The organism is Alteromonas gracilis, from assembly GCF_043642145.1.
GTDB lineage: Bacteria > Pseudomonadota > Gammaproteobacteria > Enterobacterales > Alteromonadaceae > Alteromonas > Alteromonas gracilis_B.
On the sequence record NZ_JBHZRZ010000015.1, the window covers coordinates 55,429 to 71,399 of the forward strand.

General features: G+C 45.2%; 11 protein-coding genes. 3 read left to right on the forward strand and 8 right to left on the reverse strand.

The window, feature by feature from the left end:
* Nucleotides 1–12: 12 nt before the first annotated feature.
* The 4 genes from ACHUFN_RS18970 to rplU all read right to left on the reverse strand — a co-directional run bounded on the left by ACHUFN_RS18970 (nt 13) and on the right by rplU (nt 4,403).
* Entirely contained in the window at nt 13–1,998 is a 1,986-nt protein-coding gene (locus ACHUFN_RS18970) for a methyl-accepting chemotaxis protein (protein WP_394224302.1), read from the reverse strand.
* Between the two features lie 384 nt (nt 1,999–2,382).
* Entirely contained in the window at nt 2,383–3,561 is a 1,179-nt protein-coding gene (gene cgtA, locus ACHUFN_RS18975) for an Obg family GTPase CgtA (protein WP_394224303.1), read from the reverse strand.
* A 257-nt stretch (nt 3,562–3,818) separates the two neighbouring features.
* Nucleotides 3,819–4,076: a 50S ribosomal protein L27 gene (rpmA, locus tag ACHUFN_RS18980; RefSeq protein ID WP_012517170.1), complete on the reverse strand. Its 258-nt coding sequence runs from the start codon at nt 4,074–4,076 to the stop codon at nt 3,819–3,821.
* Nucleotides 4,077–4,091: 15 nt separating this feature from the next.
* Nucleotides 4,092–4,403: a 50S ribosomal protein L21 gene (rplU, locus tag ACHUFN_RS18985; protein ID WP_012517169.1), complete on the reverse strand. Its 312-nt coding sequence runs from the start codon at nt 4,401–4,403 to the stop codon at nt 4,092–4,094.
* 912 nt (nt 4,404–5,315) lie between these two features.
* On the opposite strand from rplU, the gene ispB reads away from it, so the two are divergent.
* Nucleotides 5,316–6,290, forward strand: coding sequence for an octaprenyl diphosphate synthase (ispB, locus tag ACHUFN_RS18990; protein ID WP_394224304.1), 975 nt, complete (start codon nt 5,316–5,318; stop codon nt 6,288–6,290).
* A 104-nt stretch (nt 6,291–6,394) separates the two neighbouring features.
* On the opposite strand, the gene ACHUFN_RS18995 is transcribed toward ispB, so the two are convergent.
* The 3 genes from ACHUFN_RS18995 to ACHUFN_RS19005 all read right to left on the reverse strand — a co-directional run bounded on the left by ACHUFN_RS18995 (nt 6,395) and on the right by ACHUFN_RS19005 (nt 10,786).
* Nucleotides 6,395–7,111 carry a ZIP family metal transporter gene (locus ACHUFN_RS18995; RefSeq protein WP_394224305.1) on the reverse strand — a complete coding sequence of 239 codons (717 nt, stop codon included), beginning with the start codon at nt 7,109–7,111 and terminating at the stop codon, nt 6,395–6,397.
* 192 nt (nt 7,112–7,303) lie between these two features.
* Nucleotides 7,304–8,635 (reverse strand): Xaa-Pro dipeptidase, encoded by a 1,332-nt coding sequence (gene pepQ, locus ACHUFN_RS19000; RefSeq protein ID WP_394224306.1) that lies wholly within the window; start codon nt 8,633–8,635, stop codon nt 7,304–7,306.
* A 99-nt stretch (nt 8,636–8,734) separates the two neighbouring features.
* Nucleotides 8,735–10,786 carry a transglycosylase SLT domain-containing protein gene (locus ACHUFN_RS19005; RefSeq protein WP_394224307.1) on the reverse strand — a complete coding sequence of 684 codons (2,052 nt, stop codon included), beginning with the start codon at nt 10,784–10,786 and terminating at the stop codon, nt 8,735–8,737.
* 497 nt (nt 10,787–11,283) lie between these two features.
* On the opposite strand from ACHUFN_RS19005, the gene fadB reads away from it, so the two are divergent.
* Entirely contained in the window at nt 11,284–13,434 is a 2,151-nt protein-coding gene (gene fadB / locus ACHUFN_RS19010) for a fatty acid oxidation complex subunit alpha FadB (RefSeq protein ID WP_394224308.1), read from the forward strand.
* Between the two features lie 18 nt (nt 13,435–13,452).
* A complete protein-coding gene (fadA, locus tag ACHUFN_RS19015) occupies nt 13,453–14,616 on the forward strand; it encodes an acetyl-CoA C-acyltransferase FadA (RefSeq protein ID WP_394224309.1) in 1,164 nt (387 codons plus the stop codon).
* Nucleotides 14,617–14,709: 93 nt separating this feature from the next.
* Here fadA and ACHUFN_RS19020 read toward each other — a convergent pair whose 3' ends face one another.
* Nucleotides 14,710–15,678, reverse strand: coding sequence for an integron integrase (locus ACHUFN_RS19020; protein ID WP_394224310.1), 969 nt, complete (start codon nt 15,676–15,678; stop codon nt 14,710–14,712).
* Nucleotides 15,679–15,971 lie beyond the last annotated feature (293 nt).

The window sequence follows — 15,971 nt, forward strand, 5'->3', positions numbered from 1 at the left end:
TCTGCCCTTGCCCTAGCGCTCAATGTGTATACGAAATTGCTCTAACTGTTTTTTCACTTTAACTTCCAGCGCTTTCAGGTCTTCGCTCGATTGAGAAATATGCTGAGCAGAAGCTGAAACCTCGCTAGCGTTTTCATCAATGCTATGAATACTTTCATTTAGTTCATTAACAACAATGCTTTGCTGTTCGGCGGCTGTTGCTATCATGGTGTTTAAATTTGATATAGATGATACTGAAGACGATATTTCTTTTAACGCTTTCGATGCCTCTTGGGCTTTATCCACCAGATCTGACGCTCGCTGCTTATTTTCGGTAATGCTTCGCACCGACTTTTCAACACCATGCTGCACCTTCGACACAGAATCCTCTATCTCTTTTGTGGAATCTTGCGTACGCTGTGCAAGAGAACGAACTTCGTCGGCCACGACCGCAAATCCTCTTCCCTGCTCACCCGCGCGTGCCGCTTCTATTGCTGCATTTAACGCTAACAAATTTGTTTGCTCAGCAATGCTTTTTATTACATCAACCATAGATGCAATGTCATGGCTGCTGGTGTGAAGGCTTTCAATGATTGTCGCCGATTCCGATAACTCTGAGTCAAGATGATTGACACTGCTAAGCGTTTCATCAATTTTCCGATGACCCGATGAAGCTTGTGTATCGGCGGCACTTGCACTTTCAGAAGCTCTCTCAGCATTTTGTGCTACATCGGTTACGGTACTAGAAAGCTGGTTTACGGCAGAAGCCACATTTGCCGTCTCAATCGCTTGTTTATTTGAATAGCCCTGGCTGTCTTCTATTAGTACCGACATCTTATCTGTTGCGCCAGAGAGCACCTCGAATGCCTTTGTAATATCGCCTATCAATCGCTCTAGTTTAATTACAAACGCGTTGATGCTCTTTGCCTGCTGTCCTATTTCATCATCCCCAAATACCGGTAAGCGCTGGGTTAAATTGTTGTCTCGCTCCATCTTGTGCAGAACGGAGCGCGCAGACAAAATGGGCACCGTGATCTTACGAGCTAACCACCATGTAACAATTGCCCCAAGAATTAAGCTACAAAGCCAAAGCGAAATAGCAATATATCGAGTGTGAACTAATGAAGCATTAGCGCTTGCACCTTGCTGATTCATCGAATCAAACACGCTATTACTTAGTTCGTTAGTTATACGCGCCGCTTTTGGCCCGTTAACATCAAGAATGGTGTTTATCGCTTCATTACGCTCGTAGATTACTTTAACTACACGCTCAAACCCTTGTCGATAAGTTTCTATATCCTGCTGCGTTTGAGCCAACAGTGCTTTCTGGTCGCCTTGTTCACCGCTAGACAACAGTTCTTCAATGTTTTGCTGCGCTCTTGCAAGTTCTGCTCGCACACGCTGTGCAGACGGTTCATCATTGGTATTCAAGAATTTAAAAACGTAGATACGTGCTAGTAGGAGGGCGCGTAAACCATTACTCGAATAATAAGTGGTGTTATTGTTTCCAGCGTCGAAGGCTTTATTGATGGCTTGGGTGAGGCTTTTTTCGATTTTAGGACCGTTAACATTAAGGATATTAGTAACAATATCGTGCCGTGTGTTCATTTTAGGAATAACGGTATTATAAAACGCATAGTTATACTGTTCATCCAGCTCATCTAACTCATTTAACAATGCCACTCTTTTTGGGTTAGAAAAATCGGCTCGGGCTTTTTTCCTCATCTCGATTAATTGCGATGCTGATGCGTCAAAGGCTTCTACTGCGCCTTGCTGAGAGGTACGTACGTATTGTTTTACTGCGATGCGCTTTAGCAATAAGAATTCAGAGATTCGATTGGCCGTGCTGGCATCTGGCGCGAGGTCTTCGGTAATACCTTTAATGCCCCTTTCCACCGAGCTTAAATTTAAAAATATCACCGCAACTAGCAGTGATAACAGAATCAAAATGGCTACGGGTGAAGCAAACACTTTGTAGCGTATGGGCAAGTTGTTAATTACAGAGGCTTTACTACTCATTCATACATCCTCTTTCGCCAATGTGGTGAATACATCTAACATTCATACCAAAATACTGCCAGCTAGGCTGGTAATAGTTTATAGGCAGAAATGGTAATAATTAGGTATAGCTAATGTGCGTGACATATCAAGCAGGGCGAAGTATACAGTATGTTTTTTGAGCTAAAATTAGCTTTAAGTATAAAGATAGTCGTTGAAGCTACGGGCTTAGCTAATAAATGAAACTGCGATAAATGTTCAATGATATGAATAAAAAATGGGTACCTTATATCTAAGGTACCCATTAAAATTGGTTGAGCTTCAATCGAATGATTGTTGCTGAAAGTATTTAGAAGCTGATTATCAGCCTTTGTTTCTCAACGACTGGTTCTCAGCGATTGGTTCTCAACGACGATACTCAACTTCCACGTCGTAGTCGTCTTCGTCCCAGTCGTCGTCATCCAGATCGTCACCTAAGTCGTCTTCGAATTCATCATGCGCTTCAAGCGTATTCTTATGGTACGTATCCCACTTGAATTCCACTTCTTTCTTCTCTTCTTCCTCTTCCAATTCTGCTGGAAGAGTTTCGATGAAGTCCATGATGTCGTTACACAAAGGATCTAAGTTCATCTTTTGGAACGCAGAGATTTGATAAACCGGGCCTTCCCAGCCTAAAGCGTCAATAACGTGCTGACAGCGTTCTTCAGCTTCTTCTTCAAGCAGCAAATCAACTTTATTGAACACTAACCAGCGCGGCTTTTCAGCCAACTTAGGGCTGTATTTTTCAAGCTCTTCAATAATAGCTTTAGCGTGCTCAGCGGGGTCGGTTTCATCAACAGGGAAAATATCTACCACGTGAAGCAAAATACGGCAGCGTTCTAAGTGCTTTAAGAAGCGAATGCCCAAGCCCGCACCATCGGCCGCACCTTCAATTAGCCCTGGTATATCGGCTACAACGAAGCTGCGCTGTGAGTCTTGACGAACCACACCTAAGTTTGGCACAAGGGTTGTAAACGGATAATCAGCCACTTTAGGCTTAGCTGCAGATACAGAACGAATGAACGTTGATTTACCTGCGTTAGGCATACCCAGTAAACCCACATCGGCAAGAAGCATAAGCTCTAGCTTAAGGTTACGAATTTCACCTGGCGTACCATTGGTCTTTTGACGTGGCGCTCGGTTCGTACTGCTCTTAAAACGGGCGTTACCTAAACCGTGAAACCCACCTTGTGCCACTTTAAGCTTTTGGCCATGACGAGTTAAGTCACCCAATACTTCACCAGTATCGCTATCGGTAGCACGCGTGCCCACAGGCACCATTACGGTAAGGTCTTGACCTTTTTTTCCGATACAGTTGCTACCCTGACCGTTTTGGCCACGCTCTGCACGGTGAAAACGCTCAAAGCGATAATCGATCAATGTATTTAGGTTTTCATCGGCTTGTAAAAATACACTGCCGCCGTCACCACCGTCGCCGCCGTCTGGGCCACCTTTAGGTACGTATTTTTCCCTTCTAAAGCCAATGGTACCGTTGCCGCCGTCACCGGCCTCAACGCGAATTTCAGCTTCATCTACAAATTTCATTTATCACTCCGGGCTGTAATGCCGTGGGTTATTAACTTTTTAATGCGAATACTAAGTTTACACCAAATTGCCCATCGGCGCTTTTATGTGTGCTTAGCATTCTAAAAAACGAGAAGTAAAACCTTACTTAGCGCCTATTCGTTCTAGAATTTCAACGCTATTAAATAAGAACAGTAAAAGAAAGAAAGGTTTCACAAAACAAAAAACCCCGCTAGCGCGGGGTTTTTCTAAGCCTGTTCGGCGAGAAGCTTTCGCGCTTACTCAGCTACGATGCTTACAAATTTACGGTTCTTCGGTCCTTTAACGTCGAACTGAACTTTACCGTCTTTTAGTGCAAACAACGTGTGGTCTTTACCGATACCCATGTTGTCACCAGCGTGGAAACGAGTACCACGTTGACGAACAATGATGTTACCAGCAAGAACAGATTCGCCACCAAAGCGCTTAACACCTAGGCGTTTACTCTCTGAATCACGACCGTTTTTGGTACTACCACCAGCTTTTTTGTGTGCCATGTGTTCGTGCTCCTATTATGCGTTGATACCAGTGATTTTCACTTCTGTGAACCACTGACGGTGACCCGCTTGCTTACGAGAGTGCTTACGACGACGGAACTTAACGATTTTTACTTTATCGCCACGACCGTGTGTAACAACCTCAGCAGTCACCTTACCACCAGCAACGATTGGTGTGCCGATTTTTACGTCGTCACCGTTGCTTACCATTAAAACTTTGTCAAATTCAACCGTTTCGCCTGGGGCTACTTCGATTTTTTCAAGACGAACGGTTTGGCCTTCGGCCACACGGTGTTGTTTACCGCCACTTTGGAAAACCGCGTACATAGTTAACTCCGCTCTGCGTCCACTGACGCTTCAATTCAAAAAACAGGGCGCGAATTGTACGTGAAACATCCGTAAATCACAACCCCGATTCGCAGAAAAATAGATTATTTTTCCAACATGGGGCGAATTATGCCCCAATTGCTTATTTGATGCAGCTTCAAATGCCTAAAAACAGGTAAAAAAACACAATTTTTTTCGAGAAAACAGCAAATTTACAATTACTAGAGCAAAGAAAGATGTGTGGTTTTACGTGTTCAACTTGCAAAACCTGCAGCAAAAAACATTACGGATCGCAATTATTGATCGAATTGAGATCGCTAAAACGATCACTAAGATCCGCTTGCGATCCAACCTGTAAATGGCGCTGCCATGAACAATATCGCCGCCAGAAAGGTTTCAGATCTACATCATTCACGACTTTTCTTTCTACCTCACTGCAATTTTAGACATGTAAAATTTGCTATTTCTTAACCCCTATTGAAGAAACGGTTCTGTTGTTTTACTCACTATAACTACACTTCTTAACACGGTTACGATATTGGCTGTTAATAACTGGAAAAAAGCAGGGTTTATCAATTAAACTCGCCAGCAAGACCTAGTTTTGCGAAATATAACTGCAAAAAATAACGCCTTTGCAGGAAAAATTGATAAGAGCGCCTATAATTACATGTAACAACATGACTTGGGGTGTGCAGTCGGCGTGCTAGGTAAAAAACGTTGCAATGAACTGGATTTCGTAGAAGAACGTTCCCCCTCTAATTTCTCGTTCGGGTTATTCGCATTTCAGGAATTACACATAAATGCGTTAAGCCGTCATTTTTTAAGACAATTTGGTGGATAGTACGGGTGATTAAGGTACAATCGCCACCAATAATTGCCCAGACGTAAGAGTAAGTTTTTATTGCCATGCCTATGGATATAGATCAAATCCGCACCCTGTCTAACGACGATATGCAGGCGGTCAACCAACTGATTCAACAACAAGTCGACTCTGAAGTTGCCCTTATTAATCAGCTTGGTTTTTACATTGTAAACAGTGGTGGTAAACGCTTGCGCCCACTTCTTACCGTGTTAAGTGCGCGGGCTATGGGCATTGAAAATAACGATCATCACACCCTTGCAGCCATTGTTGAATTTATTCATACCGCAACCCTGTTGCACGACGACGTGGTTGACGAATCGACTATGCGCCGAGGGCGCGAGACAGCGAACGCTATCTTCGGCAATCAGGCATCGGTATTGGTAGGTGATTTTCTTTATACGCGCTCTTTCCAAATGATGGTAAGCCTTAAGCGCATGCGTGTAATGGAAATACTGTCTGAAGCCACTAACCAAATTGCAGAAGGCGAAGTATTGCAGCTAATGAACTGTAACGACGCCAGCACAACAGAAGCTCGGTATTTTGATGTAATTTACGGTAAAACGGCCCGTTTGTTTGAAGCAGCAACGCAATTAGCCGCGGTGCTAACCGACCAAGACGAGCGTATTGAGCACGCCATGCAAGAGTACGGCAAGCACTTAGGCACCGCCTTCCAATTAGCTGACGATATTCTTGATTACATGGCTGACAGCGAAGAAATGGGCAAGAATGCGGGTGATGACTTAGCAGAAGGCAAACCCACACTTCCGCTTCTTTACGCTATGTGGCACGCCAAAAATGAAGATGATAAAACGCTAATTCAAGAAGCCATTGAGCAAAGCAACGGCCTACCGCATTTAACGCGCATTCAAGGCATAATGGAAGAAACTGGTGCTTTGAATTACACACGTGAATGTGCGCAAAAAGAAGTTCAAATGGCCATTGATAGCCTCAATGCTATAGAAGATTCTGAATACAAAGAGGCGCTAATTGCGCTGGCACATATTTCGATTGAGCGTACTAGTTAGTTATCAAAAAATGCTGTGAGAAGGCGTGTTGTAGTCAACACGCCTTTTTTGTTAGTGGAGCCAGCTAAAAAGGCTTGTTAAATAGACTGGCTAAACTCTAAAAACTACCCTTCAAGCATAAGACCAATCATGCCCACTAGAAAACCAAGAATAGCTCCTAGAGGTGGCAGCCAATGGTTTTCAATACGAATTTGCGGTGCTATATCCTGAAACACTGAATAAAGAATACCACCTGCTGCAAACAGCATGATTCCGCTCATTACAACTGGAAACTGCGCTAGATAATAAAAACCTATCAAACTAAACAAAGGCCCAAGTAGCGCCATTAAAACAAAGATAACAATAAGTTTAGTACTACGCTGTTTGTTTTTTGGAAGCATCTCTCTGTAGGCATTAAAGCCCTCAGGTAAATTTTGGACTGCGATTAATAACCCTAACAGCATAGTGCCACCGCCCAACGCTGCCGTAGTACCAAGGGCAATGGATTCAGGCACAAAGTCACTCAGCATGGCCGCTAACTGACTGCCAGCGGTTTTCTTTTTGGCTAAGTAAATGTCAAGGACCATAAAAGCTAAAGCTCCGCCAACAAAGCACACTAAGGCCGCAAATACCGATACGCCTTTTATCCCCTCGGGTACAAGTACTAAGCCTACCGCTGATACTAGGGCGCCTGCTCCTAGCGCTAAAATGCCATGGCGTAACTCTTTTTCTAGCCACTTAGGTTGAATACCTTGATTCGTTGCTAGAACAGCACCCGCTGGCATCGCTAAACCAGCCACCGTTGCCATTACCAATAAACCTACAATATCGCCTTGTGACATAGGACTTCTTTCTCGTATTTATCTGTGCACGTCTAACTGTTGATTACTGCACATAGCACCATTGGTGTACAAGCAAATGTAAATTTCAGTACCTTTTTCTACACCCTTAATAAAAAAGAGCAGCCTAAAGCTGCCCTTTGCATTCATGAAAGTAGCTTGAGCTTGCTATTAGCTAAGCTCAGAAAAGGCCGATTAACTTAAATCTAAATCTCGGGTCATGTTTTCGTTTCTATCGCGATGCACAATAATATTATCTTCAATTCGTATGCCGCCAAATGGCTTGTATGCATCAATGGTATCCCAGTTAATGTACTTAGACGCTGGCGTTGCTTTTAGGTCGCGTAACAAGCTATCTATGAAGTACAAGCCCGGTTCAATAGTGAATACCTGACGAGCCTCTACCATACGCGTGCAGCGCAAAAATGGATGGTCTTCAGGGGCAGGCTTCGGTGTGCCTCTGTCGTCATTTACCAGGCCACCTACGTCATGCACTTGCAGACCTAAGAAGTGGCCAATACCGTGGGGGAAGAACGTACGCGTTATACCCATTTCCACAATTTCAGGCGGTGTTAAGTTCACCATACCGGTGTCGTGAAGAATTTGTGCAATGCCATCGTGGGCTAGCAAGTGAATGTCGGTGTACGCTACACCGGGCTTTAACGAGTCGACTAGCGTAAGCGTTACCTTATCTACCGCTTGAATGAGGTCGCGGAACATCGTTGAATTATGAACATCGTTTTGAGCGTAAGTACGCGTAATATCTGCCGCATAGCCGTGATAATTCGCACCCGCATCAATCAAAAATGAACGTGATTCTTTTGGTGCAACCGTATCACACTGCATGTAATGCAAAATTGAAGCGTGTTCATTAAGTGCCACAATGCTGGTGTATGGCACGTCATTATCGCCTTGTCGGCTTGCCGCTGCATAGGCAAGATTGATATCAAATTCGCTTTTTCCTTCACGGAAAGCTTGCTCTGCTGCCTTGTGGCCAGCTACCGCCAGCTTGTTCGCTTCGCGCATGCAGTCTAGCTCGTAATCGGTTTTATAAGCACGCTGATAGTGCAAATAATGCAATACGCGGTCTGGGTTTACGTTATCAAAGCCCAGTGCTTTTGCCACTTCAATATACTCGCCTATATATGCGAATCGGCTTTTATCGTAAGGCAAGAATTTCTCAACGGCATCGGCCTGTTGAAGTAGCTTTATGTCGAAGCTGTCAGTCCAAAAGTCGTTTGGCTCTGGCGGCACTTTATGCCAGAAGTCTTCTGGGCGATAAAAAATAAGTGTTGGCTTGTCTACACCGTTAACCACCAGCCAGCAGTTTGGGTTATCGATGACTGGAACCCATGCTTTAAATTGTGGGTTTACCTTAAATGGGTAGTGATTGTCGTCTAAGAAAAGGCGCTTGCCCTGCCCCGAGTGAATAACTAATCCGTCTAGCCCTTCTCGCTGCAATGCCTCGCGAGTGCGAGATTGAAGCTCTTCGATATGCTGTTGGTAGGTTGCTTGATGTTGCGACATAGCCCCTCTTATCTTTTCGTTGTTAGATGGAACACAGTGTATCACGAGGCCACCATGACATGCATGCTGGCCTCATTTTAAGTATTCAGGTGTGTAAACTCACTGAGGCGCTAGTTGTAGTGTACCTGTTACCGGATGTGTACTGACCGCGTCTACTGAAGGGATCATATCGCGGGTGAGCTGAGGAAAAATGTTCTCATTTCCACCTAGCTGCTGGTCGTAAATATGCTGGTACGCCATCACGGCTTTCACATAAGCGCGCGTCTCTTTATAGGGGATATTTTCTATCCAGATGTCGACGGGCAACGCTTCGTCAGCAGGCAGCCACTCTAATACTTTACGCCATCCAGCGTTGTAAGATGCCGACACCAATACTGGGTTATTGTTAAGCTTGTCCATTAAGTAACGAAGGTACTGCACCCCGTACTCGACGTTATCATTTACCTTAAACAATTCGTTTCGACTGACTTTTTCTTTAGCAACGTAACGCGCTGTTCCCGGCATAAGTTGCATTAATCCGGCAGCACCAACCGACGATATGGCATCGCTTCTAAACGAACTTTCTCGGCGGGCAATAGCCATAGCAAGCGACTTTGAAATACTATAGGCCTGAGACTTTTCGCTAAAAACATCGCTAAACGCTAACGGGAAGCGACGCTCTACGTCGTCCCAGTAGCCGCTTCGTGCAAAGCTGGTAATGGCTTGATCGTACAAGCCCCACTCATAAGCCAAAATACCCGCGTCGGTCACTTTCGATTCAGGCAAGTGTGATAACAGGTAATACCATTCGCGGCGCGCTTCTGTGGTTCTGTCTAACCTAAAGAATTCGACGGCGCGCATGGTTGCAGGTGTTCTTGCCACACTAGCAATAGCAGCTGTATTTCGAGGCGCAGGTGTGTGCGCAAGCGATGGTATTTCGCCTACATGTGCACTGGCCATGAAACCATAATAGTGGCGTTCTTGCGCAAGCTCCTTGTAAAGCACCGTTGCTTGCATGGTTTGCCCCAGCGCTTCCAGTGCACGTGCTTTCCAATAACGGTAGTTTTCTTCCTGCTGCAAGCTAACAGGCGCGTTTTCAATGACATTCACTACTTCCTGCCATTTTTTGGTGCGCAGCAAGTGTGAAACGTGCCATAGCTTTATGTCTTCGCTGGCGCCAGGTACGTCAGCAAGCTCTAACCAATGATGTGCTTGAGGTAAGCGTTCTAGCGTATAACTTAGCGCAATGGCTCTTTGCATCACGTGTTGCTGCGCTTGTGAAAATAGCTGCTTATTGTTGTAGCGTGTAAACACCGTTGCCGCTAAGTCAGGGTTTCGCCAAGCCAGCTTTTCTACTGCCCACACAATAACATCTGCTTCTTGCGAGGCATTTTTTAATGGGAACAGCGCCGACTTATTTACTCGCCTGGTATCTCGAGTTACTGATAGCCACGCATCTGCTAGATATTGCTTATTATGGGGCAACTGACGCTTTAGGTACGAGATAATGCTTCTATTACCTTCTTTTGCCGCAATTTCAATGCGCTTAACCACCATGTCTGGGGTCATCATGCCTGCTTTCTTCCACTTCGCAAAAAGCGGGTCACATTCATCGGGTTGAGACTGGCCATGAAGCCAAAGGGCATCAACTTCAGGCAAAATCGTTGCCTCGCTTTCCCCTTCTTTCAACCGATAGTTAAGTGCAATACACGTAAGCCTTGCTCCCATACCTGGACGGTAACTGCCCAAAAAAGTACTGCGATAATCGTTTTTGGCGAGGTAATTTAGCCATTTGTAGCGAACCCCATAGCTTACGGGTTGGCCACTAAAATCTTCCAAGAACTGCTTAACGTCGCGCTTCGTTCTTATCGACATAGTGCGCTCTAATTTAAGCCTAAGAAGATAAGGGTACAAAGGGTAATGCGCCAAGTCGTATATTTCGTCGTCAAGGCTTTCAACTCTGCGTTTTGAATACGTTAAAAGCTTCTTTTCAACATCTAAATAGCGTGCCCGGTCTTCTTCGAAAATATCGTCAGGCAGGGATAAAGGTTGCGACGCGAAGGCGCAAAAAGAGGAAAATGAGCACACCAGCGCACTTACAAAAGTAACGATGGCTTTATTGTTTGCCGGCAAGTGCCGACCTAACCACGAACTAAAATAAAACCCAGACACAATAGAACTCCTACCCTGCACTACACTCGAACGCTATAGGCGTTGGCAAACGTTGCCAGAACGAGCTAATTGTAAAATGTTGCCGAAAAAGCAGCATTGCGACTGACCCATTACATTTGTTTTACAACTAACGGGAAAAATTCAGCCTTGGCTCCTTGCCAAAAGAAGATGTTGTGCCAGCTGTCGTTAGCTATGCTTTACACACATAGTTGACATGATTGTAGATTATTCTTTTGCTGGATTGGCGCTTTGCGTCAATAACGCTCATTATACAACCACCAATGCCGAAATGAAGCTTGAATTCGATATTTGCACTTGAATTTAAGTCATCGGACCACTACCTTAGACAAATTGAAACGCTTGTTTGATTTTTTGTTGAAATTTTGTGTGGCTTTGTAAAGAATCTAGCCACCCTAACGCGTTAGTGAATGCATACGACCCTACAAATTAGTTGGATTACTTCACTAACATCCTGGCCAATGCCGAAGGAGATGATAATGATATACACAGGCAAAAGTCTTTCCGTCAGCCTGTTAGATGACGGCTTTGCTGAGCTGGTATTCGACGCCCAAGGTTCAGTAAACAAGTTCGACCGCCAAACGGTGAGCGAGCTTGATGAAGCAACTCAAGCCCTACTTGCTAAAGGCGACGTAAAAGGCTTAGTAGTACGCAGTGCAAAACCTGCTTTTATCGTGGGTGCAGACATCACCGAGTTCACTGGCCTATTCGCCATGGACGACGCCGAAGTACTACAGTGGGTTGCTAATACGTCACAAGTATTCGACCGCTTCGAAGACCTACCTTTCCCTACTATTGCCGCAGTTAACGGCTTCGCTCTTGGTGGCGGCTGTGAAATGGCATTAGCGTGTGACATGCGTATTGCAGACACCACCGCGTCTATTGGTTTACCAGAAGTTAAGCTAGGCCTTATGCCTGGTTTTGGTGGTACGGTTCGTCTTCCTCGTCTAATTGGTGCAGACAACGCCCTTGAGTGGATGACCACTGGCCGCGACAGAAAAGGCGCGAAAGCCTTGGCTGAAGGCGCGGTTGATGCAGTTGTTGCTCCAGAAGCTCTTGTTGAAGGTGCGCTTTCGATGGTGAAAGACGCTGTTGACGGTAAATTTGATTGGCAGGCACGTCGTGCAGTTAAGAAAGCCCCACTACAGCTAAATAAAAACGAAGCTATGATGAGCTTCTCTACTGCTCAAGCCATGGTATTTGCACAAGCGGGTAAACATTACCCAGCACCGCACAAAATGGTTGAGACAGTTCAAAAAGCTGCAGGCCTAGACCGTGACGGCGCACTTAAGCTTGAAAACGAAGGCTTTGTTGCCCTTGCAAAAACCGACGCAGCGAAAGCGCAAATTGGTATTTTCCTAGCCGACCAGCTAGTGAAAGGCAAAGGTAAGAAGCAAGCAAAAGCAGCTACTAAGCAGTCTAAACTTAACGCTGTACTAGGTGCAGGCATCATGGGTGGCGGTATTGCATACCAAAGTGCTGTGAAAGGCACGCCAGTAATCATGAAAGACATTAACCAAGGTGCGCTAGACCTTGGCCTTTCAGAAGCAGCGAAAATTCTTGGTAAAGGAATGAAGCGCGGTAAAGTTGATGCGACTAAAATGGCGCAAACACTTAACGCTATCACCCCTACCCTTGAGTACAGCACACTTAAAGATGCAGACCTTGTCATTGAAGCGGTTGTAGAAAACCCGAAAGTAAAAGGTATTGTACTTAAAGAAGTAGAAGACAATGTAGCTGACGACGCTATCATCTGTTCAAATACCTCTACTATCTCTATCAACCAGCTAGCCGAAAGCCTAGACAAGCCAGAGCGCTTCTGTGGTATGCACTTCTTTAACCCAGTGCACCGCATGCCGCTAGTTGAAATTATTCGTGGCGAAAAAACGTCTGAAGAAACCATCAATGCAGTAGTAGCTGCTACCCTTAAAATGGGCAAAACTCCAATTGTGGTTAACGACTGCCCAGGGTTCTTGGTAAACCGCGTATTGTTCCCATACTTTGCAGGCTTCAGTAAGCTACTTATCGACGGCGCTGATTTTGTAGCGGTTGATAAAGTAATGGAAAAAATCTTCGGCTGGCCAATGGGCCCAGCTTACCTAATGGACGTTGTAGGTATCGACACGGGCGATCACGCAGCAGACGTGATGGCAGCGGGTATTCCAGAGCGTATGGCTCGCCTAGACAACGACCCAGTAACTTTGTTCTACAAAGAAGAGCGTTTAGGTCAGAAGAACGGTAAAGGTTTCTACAACTACGGTGTTGATAAGCGCGGAAAGCCGTCTAAAACACCTGCTAAAGAAGCATACGCACTAATGGCGCCACACGTAGCTGAAAAGACAGACTTTGAAGCTGACGACATTATTGCACGCCTTATGATCCCTATGGCAAACGAAGCAATTCGCTGCCTAGAAGAAGGCATTGTAGATAGCGCAGCTGAAGCTGATATGGCGCTACTTTACGGCTTAGGTTTCCCTCCATTCCGCGGTGGTGTTTTCCGTTGGATTGAAACCATTGGCTTGGCGAACTTTGTTGCTATGGCAGACAAGTACGCTGAACTTGGTCCAATTTATCAGATCTCAGACGGCGTTCGTGAAATGGCCGCTGCTGGTAAATCCTATTTCGCATAAGACCCGGAGGAAAATCTAATGAAAGAAGTGGTCGTAATCGATTGCGTACGTACCCCTATGGGTCGTTCAAAAAACGGTGTTTTCAGAAATGTGCGTGCAGAAGACCTATCTGCAGCACTAATGACCGCGCTACTAGAGCGTAACCCTGGCGTAAACCCAGCGGAAATTGAAGACATCATTTGGGGCTGTGTTCAACAAACTAAAGAACAAGGCTTCAACGTTGCACGTAATGCGCAACTACTTACACAAATTCCACGCACAACAGGCGCGGTAACGGTAAACCGTTTATGTGGTTCATCAATGCAAGCCCTTCACGATGCAACAAGCGGCATCATGAGCGGCCGTGGTGACATTTACATGATTGGTGGTGTTGAGCACATGGGTCACGTACCGATGAACTACAACATCGACTTCCACCCTGGCCTTGCTAAATACACGGCAAAAGCATCGGGCATGATGGGTATGACAGCCGAGCTACTTGGCCGTCAAAACGGTATTACTCGTGAGCAACAAGATGCATTTGGCGCGCGTTCGCACCAGCTAGCGCACAAAGCACACCTTGAAGGCCGCTGGGCTAACGAAATTGTGCCTATTGAAGGTCACGATGCAAACGGCGTGTTGAAGCTTATTGACTATGATGAAGTAGTACGCCCAGAAAGTACTGCTGAGAGCATGGCCGCGCTTCGCCCAGTGTTCGACCCAGTAAACGGTACCGTAACTGCAGGTACGTCTTCTGCGCTGTCTGACGGTGCATCAGGTATGCTGCTTATGTCGGCAGACCGTGCGAAAGAGCTTGGCCTAACGCCGCGAGCGAAAATTCGCTCGATGGCAGTGGCAGGTTGTGATGCGGCAATTATGGGTTATGGCCCAGTGCCAGCAACACAGAAAGCCCTTAAGCGCGCTGGCCTTACTATGGACGATATTGAACTTGCTGAGTTTAACGAAGCGTTCGCTGCTCAGGCACTATCGTGCATTAAGCAACTAGGTTGGATGGACCACCTAGATACTAAGATCAATCTTAACGGTGGTGCAATTGCACTTGGTCACCCACTAGGTTGTTCTGGTTCACGTATCTCGGGTACGCTTATCAACCTAATGGAATCACAAGACGTAAGCCTAGGCTTAGCAACTATGTGTATTGGTTTAGGCCAAGGTATTGCTACCGTATTCGAGCGTGTATAAGCACTTGACTAAGCACTTAAACTAGAGCTTAAAACGCTAAGTTTGCAAAAGGGCCTTCGGGCCCTTTTTTGTTAGGTATAATTACTTTAAAGGTTACTTCAAAACTCGAGACAGCGGACTTACCACGCCCTGCGCACCTTGCTGAAGTACGTGAGTATAAATTTGCGTAGTCTTTACATCTGAATGCCCTAACTGGGTTTGCACCGTTCTAATATCAGCGCCCGCTTGCAATAAGTGCGTGGCAAAAGAGTGACGTAACGTGTGCGGCGTAACTTTCTTTTTAATATCGCAGGCTTTAGCCGTATTTCGTATCGCTTTTTGAATGCTCGATTCATCAATGTGATGTCGTCGCACTTTTTTATTCTCAGGATCCACAGATAACCGAGAGGACGGAAACAAATAATGCCAGCCTAACTCCCTAGGTGCATTTTTGTATTTCAAACGCATTCGGTGTGGTAAATAAACACCCGCGTATTTTGGGTTCTCTAAATCGGCCGCTAAGAAATTTTCCACCATGGCAATTTGGCGTGTAAGCCCAGGTTTAAGTTCTGCTGCCAAGGTTACAATGCGATGCTTACCGCCTTTTCCATCCCATATACGAATAGCGTTGTAGTCAAAATCAATATCTTTAACTCGCAGCCTTACCGCTTCCATTAGTCGCAGACCACTTCCGTATAGCAAAGATATGGGCAATTTTAGGTTGGCAGGAATTTGTTCAAAAAGAGTAACTACTTCATCTTGCGTAAGCACTACGGGTAGCTTAGCCTGCCTTCGACTTGCAACAAAGTTGAGCTCGCATGACAGTGGACGCTCTAATATATCGCGATATAAAAACGCCAATGCATTCAAGGCGCTTGCTTGAGTGGCGGGTGCTACATTTTTAGCGTTAACTAAGTGAGACAGAAACACTTCAACTTCTTTGTCTCCCATTTCAGATGGGTGCTTACTGTTATTAAAGCGGATAAAGCTAATTATCCATTTACTGTAAAGCTCTATGGAACGCTTCGCGTAGCGACGGTTGCGCATATGCTCAACTACCATTTGCATGAACATTGATTTCATTTTTCTAAATTTTATTACTGTAAATAAAAACAGAATTACGGTTTTTAACCCGACCGTAAAATAAAAAGGAAAGATTCCGTACTTAAGTGCAGTATTTTCAGATACTAAGTGTAGGTTATTGATGAAAGTGAATTTACGTGAGAAAGTTAGAGCATTGTAAAAGTGATATATGGAATTTATCCGCCTTGCATAAAGGATTTTTTCCGTACACTAAATTGTTATAAGGCGTCAGCCTAAACTGCGTTTGGCTTTATAAAAATCTCAATGCAACTGCCCTTGCCTGTTTTCGTTAG

Bases quoted from the DNA above. Each gene is read 5' to 3' on its own strand.
- ACHUFN_RS18970 (WP_394224302.1), bottom strand. From the start codon at position 1,998: ATGAGTAGTAAAGCCTCTGTAATTAACAACTTGCCCATACGCTACAAA.
- cgtA (WP_394224303.1), bottom strand. From the start codon at position 3,561: ATGAAATTTGTAGATGAAGCTGAAATTCGCGTTGAGGCCGGTGACGGC.
- rpmA (WP_012517170.1), bottom strand. From the start codon at position 4,076: ATGGCACACAAAAAAGCTGGTGGTAGTACCAAAAACGGTCGTGATTCA.
- rplU (WP_012517169.1), bottom strand. From the start codon at position 4,403: ATGTACGCGGTTTTCCAAAGTGGCGGTAAACAACACCGTGTGGCCGAA.
- ispB (WP_394224304.1), top strand. From the start codon at position 5,316: ATGGATATAGATCAAATCCGCACCCTGTCTAACGACGATATGCAGGCG.
- ACHUFN_RS18995 (WP_394224305.1), bottom strand. From the start codon at position 7,111: ATGTCACAAGGCGATATTGTAGGTTTATTGGTAATGGCAACGGTGGCT.
- pepQ (WP_394224306.1), bottom strand. From the start codon at position 8,635: ATGTCGCAACATCAAGCAACCTACCAACAGCATATCGAAGAGCTTCAA.
- fadB (WP_394224308.1), top strand. From the start codon at position 11,284: ATGATATACACAGGCAAAAGTCTTTCCGTCAGCCTGTTAGATGACGGC.
- fadA (WP_394224309.1), top strand. From the start codon at position 13,453: ATGAAAGAAGTGGTCGTAATCGATTGCGTACGTACCCCTATGGGTCGT.
- ACHUFN_RS19020 (WP_394224310.1), bottom strand. From the start codon at position 15,678: ATGAAATCAATGTTCATGCAAATGGTAGTTGAGCATATGCGCAACCGT.